General features: G+C 49.4%; 15 protein-coding genes. 6 read left to right on the top strand and 9 right to left on the bottom strand.

The features are described from left to right. Position 1: 1 nt before the first annotated feature. Genes mraY through mraZ form a run of 7 tightly spaced genes read right to left on the bottom strand, consistent with a single transcriptional unit; the run spans position 2 to position 7496 of the window. The gene (mraY, locus tag ACFQO0_RS12310) at positions 2-1171 is read right to left on the bottom strand and encodes a phospho-N-acetylmuramoyl-pentapeptide-transferase (protein WP_382235042.1); all 1170 of its coding nucleotides are present in this window, start codon (positions 1169-1171) and stop codon (positions 2-4) included. A 1-nt stretch (position 1172) separates the two neighbouring features. Continuing rightward, positions 1173-2540, bottom strand: coding sequence for a UDP-N-acetylmuramoyl-tripeptide--D-alanyl-D-alanine ligase (locus ACFQO0_RS12315; RefSeq protein ID WP_382235044.1), 1368 nt, complete (start codon positions 2538-2540; stop codon positions 1173-1175). Next, positions 2540-4060 carry a UDP-N-acetylmuramoyl-L-alanyl-D-glutamate--2,6-diaminopimelate ligase gene (locus ACFQO0_RS12320; protein ID WP_382235046.1) on the bottom strand — a complete coding sequence of 507 codons (1521 nt, stop codon included), beginning with the start codon at positions 4058-4060 and terminating at the stop codon, positions 2540-2542. The genes ACFQO0_RS12315 and ACFQO0_RS12320 overlap by 1 nt, the downstream gene beginning before the upstream one ends. Beyond that, positions 4060-5829, bottom strand: a complete 1770-nt coding sequence (locus ACFQO0_RS12325) for a peptidoglycan D,D-transpeptidase FtsI family protein (RefSeq protein ID WP_382235048.1) — start codon at positions 5827-5829, stop codon at positions 4060-4062. Before ACFQO0_RS12325 ends, ACFQO0_RS12320 begins: the two co-directional genes overlap by 1 nt. Beyond that, the gene (ftsL, locus tag ACFQO0_RS12330; RefSeq protein WP_382235050.1) at positions 5826-6098 is read right to left on the bottom strand and encodes a cell division protein FtsL; all 273 of its coding nucleotides are present in this window, start codon (positions 6096-6098) and stop codon (positions 5826-5828) included. The genes ACFQO0_RS12325 and ftsL overlap by 4 nt, the downstream gene beginning before the upstream one ends. Beyond that, positions 6095-7060, bottom strand: coding sequence for a 16S rRNA (cytosine(1402)-N(4))-methyltransferase RsmH (rsmH, locus tag ACFQO0_RS12335; protein ID WP_382235052.1), 966 nt, complete (start codon positions 7058-7060; stop codon positions 6095-6097). The genes ftsL and rsmH overlap by 4 nt, the downstream gene beginning before the upstream one ends. Before the next feature lie 7 nt (positions 7061-7067). Then, a complete protein-coding gene (mraZ, locus tag ACFQO0_RS12340) occupies positions 7068-7496 on the bottom strand; it encodes a division/cell wall cluster transcriptional repressor MraZ (protein ID WP_382235054.1) in 429 nt (142 codons plus the stop codon). A 905-nt stretch (positions 7497-8401) separates the two neighbouring features. Between mraZ and ACFQO0_RS12345 the strand changes: the two genes are divergently transcribed. Genes ACFQO0_RS12345 through ACFQO0_RS12355 form a run of 3 tightly spaced genes read left to right on the top strand, consistent with a single transcriptional unit; the run spans position 8402 to position 12219 of the window. Further along, a complete protein-coding gene (locus ACFQO0_RS12345) occupies positions 8402-9316 on the top strand; it encodes a phosphoribosyltransferase-like protein (protein ID WP_143710595.1) in 915 nt (304 codons plus the stop codon). 3 nt (positions 9317-9319) lie between these two features. Further along, positions 9320-11269 (top strand): ORC-CDC6 family AAA ATPase, encoded by a 1950-nt coding sequence (locus tag ACFQO0_RS12350; RefSeq protein ID WP_012080875.1) that lies wholly within the window; start codon positions 9320-9322, stop codon positions 11267-11269. A 5-nt stretch (positions 11270-11274) separates the two neighbouring features. Then, positions 11275-12219: a hypothetical protein gene (locus ACFQO0_RS12355; RefSeq protein ID WP_012080876.1), complete on the top strand. Its 945-nt coding sequence runs from the start codon at positions 11275-11277 to the stop codon at positions 12217-12219. A gap of 9 nt (positions 12220-12228) precedes the next feature. On the opposite strand, the gene ACFQO0_RS12360 is transcribed toward ACFQO0_RS12355, so the two are convergent. Beyond that, positions 12229-13440 (bottom strand): N-6 DNA methylase, encoded by a 1212-nt coding sequence (locus ACFQO0_RS12360; RefSeq protein WP_012080877.1) that lies wholly within the window; start codon positions 13438-13440, stop codon positions 12229-12231. Between the two features lie 66 nt (positions 13441-13506). On the opposite strand from ACFQO0_RS12360, the gene ACFQO0_RS12365 reads away from it, so the two are divergent. Together ACFQO0_RS12365 and ACFQO0_RS12370 are read left to right on the top strand one after the other, a co-directional pair. Next, a complete protein-coding gene (locus ACFQO0_RS12365; RefSeq protein ID WP_012080878.1) occupies positions 13507-13836 on the top strand; it encodes a helix-turn-helix domain-containing protein in 330 nt (109 codons plus the stop codon). A 25-nt stretch (positions 13837-13861) separates the two neighbouring features. Continuing rightward, on the top strand, positions 13862-14545 hold the full coding sequence (locus ACFQO0_RS12370; protein WP_012080879.1) for a dUTP diphosphatase: 684 nt from the start codon (positions 13862-13864) through the stop codon (positions 14543-14545). 261 nt (positions 14546-14806) lie between these two features. Here ACFQO0_RS12370 and ACFQO0_RS12375 read toward each other — a convergent pair whose 3' ends face one another. Next, positions 14807-15577 (bottom strand): hypothetical protein, encoded by a 771-nt coding sequence (locus ACFQO0_RS12375; protein ID WP_012080880.1) that lies wholly within the window; start codon positions 15575-15577, stop codon positions 14807-14809. An 81-nt stretch (positions 15578-15658) separates the two neighbouring features. On the opposite strand from ACFQO0_RS12375, the gene ACFQO0_RS12380 reads away from it, so the two are divergent. Beyond that, the gene (locus tag ACFQO0_RS12380) at positions 15659-15970 is read left to right on the top strand and encodes a hypothetical protein (protein WP_012080881.1); all 312 of its coding nucleotides are present in this window, start codon (positions 15659-15661) and stop codon (positions 15968-15970) included. The last annotated feature ends 244 nt before the right edge of the window (positions 15971-16214 follow it).

The raw sequence follows: 16214 nt of genomic DNA on the forward strand, positions 1-16214 counted from the left end.
CTTAACGTAACTTCAAAGTGGACAAACCAAACAAGACCAGCATCATCGTGATGATCCAGAAGCGCACAACGACTTGCGTTTCTTTCCAGCCTTTTTGTTCAAAGTGATGATGCAAAGGTGCCATCAGCAACACCCGTTTACCGGTACCTGTGCGCATCTTGGTGTATTTGAAATAAGCGACCTGGATCATCACGGAAAGGGTTTCAACCACGAACACGCCGCCCATGATAAAGAGCACGATTTCCTGACGCACGATGACTGCGATAGTGCCGAGTGCACCGCCCAGCGCCAGCGCGCCGACATCGCCCATGAACACTTGCGCCGGATGAGCGTTAAACCAGAGAAAAGCCAAACCTGCACCCGCCATCGCGCCGCAGAAAATAATCAATTCGCCAGCACCAGGAATGTGTGGAATAAACAGATATTTTGCGTAAGTGACGCTACCTGTCAGATAAGCAAACAAACCAAGTGCAGTGCCGACCATCACGGTTGGCATGATCGCCAAGCCGTCAAGACCATCGGTCAGATTCACCGCGTTGCTGGTGCCGACGATCACAAAATAAGTCAGCGCGATAAAGCCCCACACACCCAGCGGATAGCTGACGGTTTTGAAGAAGGGCACGATCAAATCGGCTTTGGGCGGCAAATCCATGCTGAAACCGGATTGCACCCAGGCGAGAAACAGATCGAGGAATTGCGAGTTGCTAGGTGCGGAAACCGAGAACGCCAGATAGACCGCAGCGAACAAACCGATGATCGACTGCCACATGTATTTTTCACGCGAAGCCATGCCTTTAGGATCTTTGTGGACCACCTTGCGGTAATCATCCACCCAGCCGACTGCGCCAAACCCCAATGTCACGATCAACACGACCCAGACGAAACGATTGCTCAGGTCTGTCCACAACAGGGTGGAAATTCCGATCGACAGCAAGATCAGCGCGCCGCCCATGGTGGGCGTGCCGCTTTTGATCAAATGTGTTTGCGGACCATCGGTGCGTACTGCTTGTCCGACTTTCAGGCGTGTCAGCATGCGGATCACTGCGGGTCCGAAGATCAGCCCGATCGCAAGCGCCGTCAATGTCGCGAACACTGCGCGAAACGTGATGAAATTAAAGACGCGCATGGGGCCGATGTCGTCTTGAAAAAATTGTGCCAGCCAGAGCAGCATATTAGTGAGCTTCCTGAATTTGTTGACCGATTAAATGCTGTACCACGCGTTCCATTTTCATGAATCGCGATCCCTTGACCAAAACGGTTGCATGCGCATTGAAAATTGCAGCGAGCGCATGATTCAGGGCTTCCAGATTTTCGTAATGTTGCGCACCCGCACCGAAGGCGCTGGCGGTATAACGCGCCAGATCGCCCAATGTGAGCACGTGTTCTATGCCGTTTTCCTGCGCATACGCGCCGATTTCTTCATGGTATTGACGACCGTCATTACCGACTTCACCCATGTCACCGAGGACCAGAATGCGTGGCGCTGCAGCCTGAGCCAGCACATCAATCGCCGCCCGTACCGAATCCGGATTAGCGTTATAGGTATCGTCGATGACCAATGCGCCATTGGTCGCGATCTTGCGTTGCAGGCGTCCATTGACGGGCGCGAATGCTTGCAAGCCACGCACAATTGCATCTTGCGCAATGCCGATTGCCAAGGTGCACGCAATGGCTGCCAATGCATTGCGTACATTGTGCACGCCGGCCGCAGCAAGATTGATGGAAAATGCCTGGCGACCGCTGGTGACTGACAGCTGGCTGCCGAAATCGCTGGCCGTATATGTGCAACGTACATCTGCGTCATCCGACAAGCCAAAGGTCAATGTCTTGCGTTGACCCGCATATTCGCGCCACAGATTAGTGTAAGTGTCGTCCGCCGGAAAAATCGCAATGCCGTCCGCTGGCAAATGTGCGAACACTGCGCCATTTTCACGCGCGACTGCCTCCACGCTTGCCATGAATTCCTGGTGTTCACGCTGTGCATTGTTGACCAGACCGACAGTCGGCTGTGCAATCGCCGACAAGACAGCGATCTCGCCGGGATGATTCATGCCCAGCTCAATAACAGCCGCCTTGCAAGCCGCATTCAAACGCAGCAAGGTCAACGGCACGCCGATATCATTATTGAAGTTGCCGCGCGTCGCCAGATATTGGTCGGTACCGCAGGCAGTTTCAAGGATAGAGGCAATCATTTCCTTGACCGTGGTTTTACCGTTGCTGCCGGTGACACCGATCAAAGGAAGCGCGAATTGCTGACGCCAGTATTGTGCGATTTGTCCCAGCGCGATGCGTGTATCCGGCACCACCAATGCAGGCACATTCAAATCAGCCGGCATTTTTTCCACGACAACTGCTGCGACCTTGCGTGTTGCGACCTGATGCAGAAATTCGTGCGCATCAAAGCGCTCACCGCGCAAGGCGACGAACAGATTACCCGCTCCCACGTTGCGACTATCGGTGGAAACGCCGTCGAACGATGCATCCATCGTCATCGTCGAATCTGCGACTGCCTTTTGCATATTGGCCAATGTCGATTTCATCAGCTCATCCCCTGCATTGCACGTGAGGACAAAGCCAGCGCGGCATGGTCGGCGTCGAGGAAGGCTTGCTTCTTGCCCTTCACCTCTTGGTACGCTTCATGCCCTTTGCCAGCCAATAAAATAACGTCCTGTTTTGCCGCATGTTTGCCAGCCCACAAAATCGCGGTGGCGCGGTCTTCGATGATATGCGGTGCGTTCTTGGTCGCGCCTATGCCGGCCACGATCTGCGCGATGATGTCGGCCGGTTCTTCATGACGCGGATTGTCGCTGGTCACGATGATGTGATCTGCAAGCGTTGCGACCTTGCCCATTTGCGGGCGCTTGCCGGCATCGCGATCACCGCCGCAACCGAACACGCACCACAATTCGCCGCCGCGCTCGCTTGCAACATCGCGTAACGAGGAAAGAGCTTTTTCCAGTGCGTCTGGCGTATGCGCATAATCGATGACGAGCAATGGCGCTTCACCGCCGCCCAGTTGCTGCATGCGTCCAGGCACAGCGGTCAGCATTTCTACTGCTGCAAGTGCCTTACCCCAATCGATCCCTTTTGCCAGCATCGCGCCAATTACAGCTAATACATTGCTGATGTTGAACTGACCGACGAGCTGGGTTTTGACATGCGTGCTGCCTAAGCGACAAGCAAACTGGAACGAGGTGCCGTTTTGAGTACTGTGAATTTCTGTCGCGCGCAAAACATCCAGACCGGCAAACTCATTACTGGTGAGCGTATAACCGGTGATGAGGGTGTCAGGGTTGTTGCGCTTGATGCGCGCGACCAGGCGCAAGCCCATTGCATCATCCAGATTGATGATCGCGTGCTTCAAACCCGGCCAGTCGAACAGGATATTCTTGGCATCTTCATACGCCGTCATATCACCGTGATAATCGAGATGATCACGTGTGAAATTAGTGAACAGCGCGATGTCGAAATGCATGCCGGACAAACGGCCTTGATGCAAACCAATAGAGGAAGCTTCAATCGCCAGCGTCGTCGCACCAAGCTTGCACATCTCCGCCAGCGTGCGTTGCAGCAGCACTGCGTCCGGCGTGGTGTAGCCGGTCGCCTTCAAATTGCCAGCAGCGCCGTTACGGAATACCCCGACGCCCAGCGTGCCGACAACGGCAGTTGGCTCACCCAACCGAGACAGCGCATGTCCCAGCCATTGCGAGCATGAAGTCTTGCCGTTGGTACCCGTCACGGCGATGGTCGACATCGCCGTATCTGGATGACCATAAAAATGTGCAGCGATATCGCCAGCGTGTACCTTCAGATTGTCGATCGCCAGATGTGGCACATCCCATTCTGGCCGCCATGCGCAATCAGCAGCTTCATAAACAACTGCGCCTGCACCGCGTTCAATTGCATCCAGAATGAAGGCGCGGCCATCTGCTTCATCTCCAGGGTAGGCAACGAACACATCGCCGGCACGCACGCTGCGCGAATCAGACGTCAACTCTGCTGACGGCACAGTCGCTTGCAGCCAGTCGAGAACTTCCTGAATATTGAGTAGGGAGGACATCACATGTTCTCCACGGCGGCGTCTGCCGGAATGATGATGTTAGTAATACTTGAATCCGGAGCAACGTTCATAGAGCGCAGCGCATTGGCAGTCACGGTAGAGAAAATCGGCGCCGCAACCTGACCGCCGTAATGCTTGCCCGCCGATGGTTCATCGATCATCACCGCAACGATGATGCGAGGATCGGAAACCGGCGCAAAGCCGACAAACGACGATACGTATTTTTTAACGTACTGGCCTTTTTCAATCTTGTATGCAGTGCCGGTTTTGCCAGCGACGCGATAACCTGGTACTTGTGCTTGCGGCGCAGTCCCTGTTGGGCCGGCTGCCATTTCCAGCATGCCGCGCGTTGCGCGCGCGGTTTTTTCACTGATCACGCGTTGAGCGATCGGTTGGTCGGTGGAGCGCTGGAACGTCACTGGAATGATTTCTCCATCGCGCGCAAAGATCATGTATGCATGTGCGATCTGCAACAAGGAGACGGAGATGCCATGACCGTAACTCATGGTTGCCTGCTCGATCGGACGCCATGATTTGTATGGACGTACGCGACCGGCGACCGCCCCCGGAAATCCGACCTTGGGTTGCTGGCCGAAACCGACTGAGGTAAACATGTCCCACATTTCATGCGGCTCCATCTGCAGCGCAATTTTTGCGGTGCCGACGTTGGAAGATTTTTCTATGACTTGCGCCACCGACAGCAAACCAGATGCATGTGCATCCCCAATCGTGGCGGTACCGATCTTCAACTTGCCGGGTGCGGTTTGAATCATCGTGCCCGGCGTGATGTATTTATTTTCCAGCGCCAGTGCAATCGTAAAAGGTTTGAGCGTCGAACCCGGCTCAAACGTGTCTGTCATCACGCGATTACGCAATTGCGCACCAGTCAGCACCGAGCGATTGTTCGGGTTATAGGTAGGCAGGTTCGCCAGGGCCAGCACTTCACCGGTTTTGGCATCGAGCACGACGATCCCGCCAGCCTTTGCCTTATGCAATTCAACTGCGTCTTTCAATGCCGAGAAGGCGATGTACTGAATCTTGCTGTCGATGGACAAGGTCAGATCTTTGCCGTCGTGCGGCTCGCGCACCGACTCGATATCCTCGACGATGCGGCCAAGTCTATCCTTGATGACGCGACGATTGCCGGTGACACCGACCAGCGTTTTCTGGAATGCCAGTTCCATCCCTTCCTGCCCCTTGTCTTCGACATTGGTAAAGCCGACGACATGCGCCATCACTTCACCTTCCGGGTAGTAGCGTTTGTATTCCTTGCGTGTATCGATGCCGGCGATGCCGAGTTTCAAGATCTTGTCGACAGTATCGAGCTCGACTTGCCGCTTCAGATATACAAAACTGCGATCCGAATCCAGCTTGCGACGCAAGTCGCGCTCGCTCATGTCCAGCAGTTTGGCCAGCGCCTGAAGCTTGTCTTTTGGCGACTGCAACACGTCATCGGGAATCGCCCACACTGCGCGCACCGGAATCGATGATGCCAACACCTGGCCATTACGGTCGGTAATCTTGCCACGTGTCGCCGGCAATTCAAGCGTGCGCGCGTAACGCGAAGCACCCTGCTTTTGCAGGAAGTCGGTAGACATCCCTTGCAACCACAATGCACGGCCCGCCAGCGTCAAAAATGCAGCGAAAATCAGGAACAACACGACACGCGAACGCCACGCAGGCAGCTTTGTTGCCAGCACCGGGCTGGCAACAAAAGGCACGCCCTTGCCGGCGGCGGTGCGAGAGTTACGTGACGTACCGCGTGTCATTTTTCCCCCGTCGTCAAGTACTGCGTACTGGCGGGAGATACCGACACCATGCGCAAATCGCGGCGCGCACTGAGTTCGATACGGGAATGTTTACCGAGCGTCGATTGATCGAGTTGCAACTGCGCCCACTCGATATCAAGTTGGCGTGCTTGCGCCTGGGCGCGCTCAAGCTCAATGAATAAACGGCGGAATTGATAATGCGCGTTCACGACCGACAAGGCACAAACAACCAGGATGCAGGTGATCAGAAAGCTGATGCGGCCGCTCATTGCGCAACTCCGGGAGTTGGCAAGCGCTCGGCAACGCGCATGACGGCAGAACGGGAACGGGGATTGGCACTGACCTCTTCTGCTGAAGGTTTGATACGCGCGATCAACTTCATCTCTGGTTGCGGCAGATCAACCGCACGAATCGGCAGGCGACGGTCAGGCTGCGGCACATTGGCTTTGCCTGCCATGAACTGCTTGACGATGCGGTCTTCCAGCGAATGAAAGCTGATCACAACCATTCTCCCGTGCGGGGCCAAGTGTCGATACGCTTCGTTTAAAACTATCTCGAGTTCTTCAAGCTCTTGATTGATGAAAATCCGGATAGCCTGAAAGGTGCGAGTGGCCGGGTCCTTGCCCTTCTCGCGGGTTTTGACGGCGTTTGCCACGATCGCGGCAAGCTGTCGTGTGCTTGAAATTGGTTCGACTGCCCTGCGAGCAGCAATCGCCTTTGCAATCTGAAAAGCAAACCGTTCTTCCCCATATTCGCGTATCACTTTCTCGATTTTTTGTTCGGTTTCCGTTGCCAGCCATTCCGCTGCCGACATGCCGCGCGTGGTATCCATGCGCATGTCCAGCGGCCCATCCGCGCGAAAGCTGAAGCCTCGCGTAGCATCGTCAACCTGCGGTGACGATATTCCCAAGTCCAGCAACACCCCATTCACCTGCTTGATACCGCGCGTTGCCAGCGCCTCGCCCAAAGTCGCAAAACTGTCGTGCACAATCTCAAAGCGCGCATCGGCTATCGTGGCTGCATTTGCAATCGCCTGCGTGTCCTTGTCGAACGCCAGCAAGCGGCCGCCCACGCCAAGGTGCTGCAGTATCAGCCGGCTATGACCACCACGCCCGAACGTACCGTCGATGTAAATGCCATTCGCGCGATCACCTTCCAGCGCCAACGCGCCGACCGCCTCATCCAGCAGCACGGTCCGGTGCTGGTATTGCTGCACCGCTTCTACATTCATCACGGCGTCAGAAAGAAAAATCGTTTAATACATCGGGCATGCCCGCAGCGATCGCATTCGACTCGCTCTCACCCAGCTTGGCCGCATCCCAGATTTCGAAATGGCTACCCATACCCATCACCATGACGTCGCGCGTCAAACCCACGGCTGCACGCAACTCAGGGGCGATCAGGATACGACCGGCGCTGTCGAAATCGACATCGGAAGCATTGCCAAGAAAGATGCGCTGCCAGGAGCGCGCGGAAATCGGCCATTTGGCAATCTCTTCGCGGCGCATTTCCCAGACGGGACGCGGAAAGAGAAGCAAACAACCGTCAGGATGTTTGGTCAGGGTGATGCGGCCCTCGCATTGCAAAAGCAATGCGTCGCGATGCCGGGCTGGAATAGTCATCCGGCCTTTAGCATCGAGATTGAGAGAGGACGCGCCTTGAAACACCCTGAATTCCTTTTTTAGTATGCATTGCATGGTGATGTGCACATTATTTGCAGTTGAAATTACCCACAAATAAACACTTTTTCACACTGTCGCCCACTTTAGAGGATGCACCAATACCGGTCAAGCGAAATTCAGGGGTAAAAACAGTAATTTTTTCAATGAAGTCAATGACTTAGCGCATTACATTGACGCAACACATTTGTTAAATAGCTCTAAGAATTAAGCACTTATGATTGATAGTGAAAGTGGCACATCAGATAAACACATGTGTTTATGCAGTAAAAATGGATTTCACTGTATTGAAAATAGTGTGGGATTTGGCATAACCCTGACTTTGCATGGGCATAACCCCGACTTTTTAAGGACATAAGTCTGCCCCTTGGAAAACTACTGCTGCATTAGTTTAGAAGTTTGCTTAGGCGTGGTTACAAAACAAGTGTTACTTTTGCTCTGTCCTGCCCAAGCTTTGACCGCGTCATTACCTCATCAAATCGCAACGAACGCATAGATTGAGACGCTAATACATGCACACGCCCTCAGACTTTGAAGAAGGTGCACATCAATTTATCTGCTTTGCCTCTGATGCACATGCGCATAAAAGCCCCCGTTTCATGCAGAACCTACTGGGTGGCAGTAAATATTTAACCTTCCGTGCCTGTCGACGACACTCGATCAGACAAAAGATTAAAATGCATCGGCAGTCATGCATCACTTTGGCATTGATAATTAAGTCGCCCTAAATTTAGTCGAATCGTTTAACAATTATTAACAAGAGTTCCCATAGACATGGGATGGTCAACAGCGCTTTAAAGCTGCACCCTTGGAATAAAAATCAAACAAGAGTGGGCAAAAGATGCCCTCAAATAAATTAAAAAACTAGCAAGCGTCTAGGGGGGAGTGTTTGATTGGCTTTTAAAGCTCCAAATGGTGCAGAAGATTATATTGAACGTGTGTCCAATCGCGTGCGCGATTTAATCGACGCTGGGCTATGGGATATTCCATTAGAGCGTATGGTCGGATGGTTCAGCGGATTCACCACAATCGATGAGCGATACTTTGCAGCATGTTTGCTCGACTCACTGGTCTATCGGTCACCGACGCAATTTTCGGCATGTATTACTTCGCTCTTTGGCGGACCTTGTAGTCTTGCAGTGCAATCGCATCTACGAATTAATGACGATGTCGATTTAATCAAACTTCTGCGCGATAAATTCAAAGATCCAGGCGTCCGACTGGTTCCAGTAATATGTGATTCTGATCCCCCTTCCAAATCTGGCCCTCTCGTAATCAGAAGAATTAAAAAGCAATTGGGGATCGCTGACAGATGGATGATATGGCCGTCGCAAATCGGCGCGGCGGTGGAAGCTGGAGCCAAAGTTATTATCTTGGTGGACGACTTTCTCGGGTCGGGAAAGCAAGCTGAGGGCTTCTGCAAAAAACAGCAGGTTCGCGAAATGGCAGGTAAGGCAAAAGTGATTTACGCCCCCGTCGTTGCTCACGAAAAAGGTATTGAACATTTATCCAAATTTTGGCCTGAATTAACTGTTATTTCTGCTGAAAAGCTGACGGAAGATCATCATTTCTTCTCTCAAAAGACATGGGATTTCCTATCCGATGGACAGATTAAAGCCTCGGACGCGGAAGATTTTTATATCAAAAAAATGTTGCCGCTAACCGGCTTCGTCCCCGGGAAAATAATACCCGCAACTGGTGTCGGTGAACTTGCCCTGTGCTTTGGCTTTTCGCATAGCACACCAAATAATAGCCTCCCCATACTTTGGTTTGATCGTGAAGGCTGGTGCAGCCTGTTAGAAAGATAATTCATGAAAGATATTAGGCTCGCTTATGCGCAAAATCGGGCGGAAGAACAACCCAAGGATATTTGGGAAGAATTCGTCATTCCTCTTTACTTTAATGACTTACCAATAAAGGAACAGCGAAAGTCTCTAGTCTTCCAAGGCGGCAGAGGTTGCGGCAAGACAATGTTGCTACGCTATCTATCCCACACTAGTCAGTTCTCGCCACGTCGATTGGATTTATCGCTCGAGGATGTCAAATATGTAGGGTTATACCTGCGCGCAGATACAAATTATCTCGCAGCAATGAACGGGGGCGGAGTTCAAGAGGAAATTTGGCAGCGTGCGTTTAGTCACTGGCTAGCATGCAGTCTCAGTTTGGAACTGATTGACGCTGTCTACTCAATTAACTGTACGGAAGTTAGACAGAAACAATTTGGCAACCTGCAAGCACTGAATTTCAGTGCTATAGCCAAAGTATATCCGCACCTAGGAACAACTTTTTCAGAGCTAAAAGCATCGCTGATTCTTGAACGAAGCAAATTAACTGCATGGATTAACAATTTAGATTCCTATACTCGGCCGATATTTTTACCTGGAAAAGAATTTATTAAAGACGTCATTGATGTACTGCAATCGACGCTGGATTATTTAAAAGATAGCGTTATTGCAACCTTCATCGATGAGTATGAAAATCTCATTCCCTACCAACAAAAAATTATCAATGAACTGATCAAACATGGTCAGTCACCACTAATTTTTAATGTCGCTATCAAGCGGAATGGAATGACAAATCCTGGTACAAGAGGTCCTGAATCGATCCAGGATATCGGCGATCTTCGACTCATAGACATTGAAGATCACCTTTCTAGCAACTTCGATTTATTCGCAGCAGAGTTATTGTTCTTCAGATTGGCGGAGACGGCACCAGAGTTGCTATCGACCATGCCTATTAGCATCGGTCAACTTAGAGATCCAGCAGAAGTAGTAGTTAGATTGAATGATGTTGAGTATCGAAAAAGTTTATTAAATGCGGCAAATACCGTATTTCCTAGATTAAGAGAGCGTGAACTCGCGCAGGAAGTAATGGCTGATGCGTCATTGCGCGAGCATCTCTCCCAAAATATCAGACAAGGTTTGAATGCTTGGAAAAGTGCGCTACCTGCTGCGGCCTTTATATCCGCAGATGCCCCTGAGGTATCTCTTGTCAGTGGCGCCATTTTAAATCGCAAAAGTGTTACGCCAGATGAACTTCTCAAAGAGTTACAGAACTACTGTGAGCGCAAGACAAATCGTTTTGAATCGGCTGAATGGATTAAAAATAATTTAGTCGGTGTGATTCTTCAACTGTACTCGAAGGTGAATCGGCCATGTCCCTTTTTTGCAGGATTTGATGCGTTTGTACTCATGTCACGTGGCAACGTTCGCCATTTTCTTGAACTTTTGCATCAGTCATTCCTAAGGGCGAAAGCCAACGGGTCAGAGATCCCCGTCTTAAGTGCTCCTGATCAAGCAGAGGCGGTGCGCGCTGCGAGTTCAGAATTTTTGAATGGGGTACGCAGCTCAGGCATTCATGGGAATCGCTTGCATGGATTAACTTTGTCACTGGGAGCAATTTTCAAAGAAAAGCAACGGCACGTTGCTCAGAGCGAGACTGAAATCAATCACTTCAGCATTAGTGAGGGTGATCTTACTGAAAAATTGATCGAGTATCTGAGTGAAGCCGTTAAATGGTCGGTTCTCTATGAAGATCCTGAAACAAAGAAAAAGAATGTTGGCGTTTCGACTCTTCAATACATATTGAATCCAATTTTTTCCGGCTATTTTCAAATCTCTTATCGTAAGAAAAAGAGTATCCAAATAGCAGCGCCGGATTTATTAGGGTTGCTTGAGGACGAAGTAAAACAAAAGGATGCAATTGTACGGAGAATCGCCAGAGAAAAAATCGACAACCCAACGTTGCCCCTGGATTTTTGATCAATATGGCTGCGTCTAAACTAACATTTTCTTCTCAAGTTTTCGAAGGTCCATTGGACTCGAAAAACACTCCTACCTGCGATATCTTATTCGTAGGGAAAGTGGTGGACGACCGTGGCGCCGATGCATTGAAGACTTTTTTCAATATTGCAAAAAAGGTCATTAAGCTTGGGTTCCAAGATCAAAAACTATTCGTTGATGACCAAGAGACCAACGTCACAAAGCTTGCAACACAACTTAAAGGTGTGACGCGAGTACGATTTGAAGCAACGACATTAGGTATGGCAGAGATAGTGAGAGCCTTACAGGCGATCAAGGATGCAAAAATTGATGAAGTGGAGTTTTTCTATGTCGAACCAAAGGATTACAAAAGGTCTAAGCCGATTATCGACGGCATCTTGAGTCCGCGTGAGTTTGAGCTCACGGATAACAACAAATTCGTTAGTCTTCAGGGATTTGCTCAAGAATTTCGTGATGATCAGAGAGCACATCACGCTTTCTTCTTGGGCTATGAGTCCTCTCGATTGCTACAGGCTTTTGAGCAGCGAGGTGAATGCAACAAGGACAAATACGTCCGATTTTTTATTATCGGCGTACCAGCTTTTTCGCCCGGATGGGAGACAAACGTTCTCGCAAATCATGCGCAGATTTTCAAGCGCATGAGTTTGGGGGGAAACTCTATCAAATATTGTTCAGCAAGTAGTATTCGCGAAAGTTATCATTTGCTGTGGGATTTGTATTCTGTGCTGGGAGACGAATCCAGCGTATTTTGGGTATCTCCGTTAGGTACAAAACCTCAGACAGTTGCAGCAGCTTTGTTCCTGCTAGAAACCAAGGGCAATACCGCCAGCACTGGTCTTTTCTATGATCACCCTATTCGTACAGACAAAAGATCAGAAAAGGTTGCTAGATGCCATTTCGTAAAAATCAAAGGGATACAGTCCATTTGATAGGGCATGCTAACTCATCGTAATCGAGCGAGGTAGTGGTGCTGCTAATAGATCTTGTTGCGTTATAAATTTCGCGCATGCGCCACGCGCCAGTGATCGTTGCCACGTGCGGCCTTCTTCAGATGATAGAAACTCCCAAATTTGGTGACGATTTACTGCTGGTGCAGTTATGCGATACACGCAGTCAGAAATTTGCTGCTTTCCACCCAAGACGAAGGCAGCACGACCAAGGCATCGAGTCCCAACACGGGCAATCAAAATATCCCCCTCTTGAGCTGCGCCATGTGTGTCATCAGCTGCGGCAGTATCGTCAAAACGGATCTGCGAAGATGGATAGGCCTGAAAAGATGTAGTGTGAAAATGTGGAATTCCGTTAGATGCCAAAGAGTTGGACGAGTATCTTCCACGCGCAACGGATGTACCTAACCCAAGCAATGTTTTTGCTTTTGAGTTGGGCGTAATTGTACGAAGTCCAGAAAGTTCTGCCACAAGAACAGCAGGTGAGAAGTTACCAATACGATCGATTTTCGACTTGCCCTCCGCTCTAAATAGCGTGACGTTGATTTTACCTGCGCGGCGCATCCCTGGTCGGAAGATCAATATCGCAGTTTCAACTTCTGCTTCATGATATGCATTTGAAGGAAGAGCGATTATTTCTGCCAATCCAAAATTGTGAATCATCGATTGCAGCCAAGTGCGGCTTGAGGCAGTAGCGAATGCTGAACGGGGAAGAATGAATGCGATTTCGCCCTGTTGCGTAATCATTTTCATGGCATGCGCCAAGAAGATTAGATCCAGACGCTGAACTTTCGCACCGCGATTTCCAAGTGAATTCTTAGCCAGCACACTGTCAATTAATGGCGAGTTGAGCACATTGATGAACGGCGGATTGGAAATGACTGTGCTGACAGCGCCATATTGTTTGAGAAACCAGTCGGAAAACTTTGGGCGGCCAATGTCTTTGGTAATGAGATGTATACCTTGCGCCTGCATTGTTTCTTGATCGCCGTCTGGAAGCAAATGTTTGTCGATACCAACGATTGAACAATCCAACACGCGATTACGTAAAGCTAGTGAGAGTGCCCCCTTACCCACGCCTAAATCGGCGACCGACTTCAGCCCGCTGCTGAGTCGGGAGCAAAGAATGTCGGCAATCCAATCCGGTGTTGCAAATTGCCCTGCATCCGGATTTCCTCGCGCGCTGTCTTTTGACCATTGCATATTTAAGATTTAAATATTATTCTTAATAGGAATAATAACGCAACGCCCCGTGCTGTCAAGGAATATATGGATATTGATATCGAACCTAAGGATGTTGTGCGTTCAGCATGGCTTCATTCTGGTGATTCACAGGCAAATTTTGCGAAATCACTCACGAAGAGTCAATCCATGCTCTCCAAATATATTGCAGGCAAGGTGCCACCTCCTGCATCGGTACTTATTCACTGCATGAATATTTGTGGACTTATTGAGCCGAAGTCAGTGTCTGCTGCAGACCTTGCTTCGCGCATCTGCAAAGAACTGCAAGGGTTGGAACACACAGGAACACGCAATGCCATCAACCAATTAATTGATTCAATTTCGTCGCATAATAGACAGATTGCGACGCCAAAATAATTGACCTGTTCGTTAGGAACTTTGTATGGAAAAACTAAAAATAGATCAGGCAATCGGTATGTTGCGGTTGCAGGAAAAAATGAATTCCACCGTTAATCCAGACTGGCTACATGCGGGATATCCATTCTTGCGTGCAGTGGTTATTGAAGCTGCAGAAGCATTGGAACACTATGGTTGGAAGTGGTGGAAGAACCAGTCTGCCGATTTAGCACAAGTTCAAATTGAACTTATAGATATCCTGCATTTTATGCTTTCGGCATCCATTATTGATGCACAAGGCAATATCGAAGAAGCAGCCAAGGCAATAGCCTGGCAGTCCGATCCAGAATTGGATGAAATCCAATTTGATGGGAAAACATATTCTCTCAAAGAAGAAAATATACGATTTCTTTTAGAGTTAATGGCGGGACTGGCGGTGAGTCGGCGTAGTTCTTACGCGTTACTTGAGGCAAGCTTTCGGGCATGTGACATGGATTGGAATATCGCTATAACACAATACACCTCTAAGAATGTTCTTAATATATTTCGTCAAGCAAATGGATATAAAGAAGGAACCTATATTAAGGAATGGAATGGGAAAGAGGACAACGTTCATTTAGTGGATATTGTTACTGCCTTGGACTCAAAAAAATCCAGTTTCTCAGAAGATTTATATCTCAAGCTTGAAAGCGCATACCAAACGATCAAAAGCCAAGCCCTTTCCAAATAGGAGCTTCATCTGTATTGCTATTTATTGCGTTTTGGGTCGATACAGGTATGACAGAGAATCAACCAAATTCCGCCCTTAAGACAAGGTGTTTGTCTAACATGGCGGCTGGGCTATCCATATCACGTTCTTTTGGCTTAATTCGGCAAGTCTCCTAGTTATACCCTCTTTAAATCGAATTCTAAGGCTTTCAGATTTAATCTGTGGGGCAGGAAATTATCGATGGCACGCGAATATCTGCCTTACGAATTGTCGACATGGCAATCAAGAGCTCCACTTCGACGGGAGTACAATTCGACTACTTAGCGCACCAAGATATTGAACAGAGCAGGTCGTCGCCATAGGATCTATGCGCGCTTTCATCATTGCGTCAATAGCGGCAGTATAAAACTCTAGGTGAAATCCCCTCGCTGCAAAACGCTCAAAGAAAAAATTGTCGAGCCACCGATCTAGTTGCGATTCAAGAAATTTCCGAATATGCCAGTCGATCGCCTGCTCTGTGGCGAGATACAAATTCCAAAGTAGGGAAAATTGATCAAGATGCGGCAAATTGTGAAGCGACAAAGCAAGTGAGCGCTTATACAAGGCTGGCAGGCCGAGTTTCATCACCGTGGTACTAAAATCATCTGAGGTCAGCGGATCGATTCGCACTAACGCATAGCGCTCTAGAAGGACATCGGTTCGACGCTCTAAATCCTCCGCTTTAACAAATCGTTCTTGAATAAAACTCCAAACATTAGCGTGATATAGCTCTTCCGTACCTGCGAACGACGGGTGAGCACCTACCGCAGCCGCTAGCTCTGATGCGCTTCGCCAGTCTTTATTACCTGTCGGTTGCCGCGCATTTTTCCCTTTTATCGCTCCAAATACCCTTGCCCGCAAATCTGGAGTCAGAGACACACCAGGTTTTCTCGCAAATTCTTTATCCAGACGATGATCACTCCAATCAGTGCGGCGTGCCACTTCGTCGTACCACGCCCACATCCGCGCCTTTTCAGCCCAGTGCTTCTTTTTCGTACCGCTCCCTGATCCCATTAGGTTTTTTATAAATCGTTTGTTAAAACCTAGAATTTATCAAAAAAAATATCCATCATTTGGAAAAATGCACGCACATCAATGGAAATCAAGATGACACCCAATGCGGAAATCCAGGATCTGAAAACTCGAATGCACGTAGAACATGGCCCGTTATTGCAGGGATCTGCTCTCTACCGAGCGTTGGGTTACAACACCTATGCGGCATTTCACAGAGCGCGTCAGCGGGGCGACATTGGGGTACACATATTCCCAATTGCAGGACGCAGAGGTATTTTTGCCCTAACCGAAGAAGTAGCAAATTGGATTATCAAACAGGCGGGTATCGTCGAAGACGGCGCGGTCGCCGATTCTCAAGAAAAGGAGAAGGAACAATCAGCGCCACATGCATAGCGCTGGCATGCAAGAAGAAATCGTCATTTTGAGCGAAGCCGCATCAAATGGCCAAGGCTTAAGGTAAAACTACAACTATCAACTATTGAAAGGAGTATCGCACTGCCATCACGACCTCTGAAAACAAAATGACCCAAGCGCGCTAACGCTTGAGTCATCTAAAGAAGTGTTCTTTTGCATCGAACGCTTCCAATATAAAGGGAGAGATTAAAGCTGTCAAGCTTTGGTCGACGGGATTTCTGCT

Origin of the sequence: Herminiimonas aquatilis (assembly GCF_042665175.1) — a bacterium.
GTDB lineage: Bacteria > Pseudomonadota > Gammaproteobacteria > Burkholderiales > Burkholderiaceae_D > Oxalicibacterium > Oxalicibacterium aquatilis.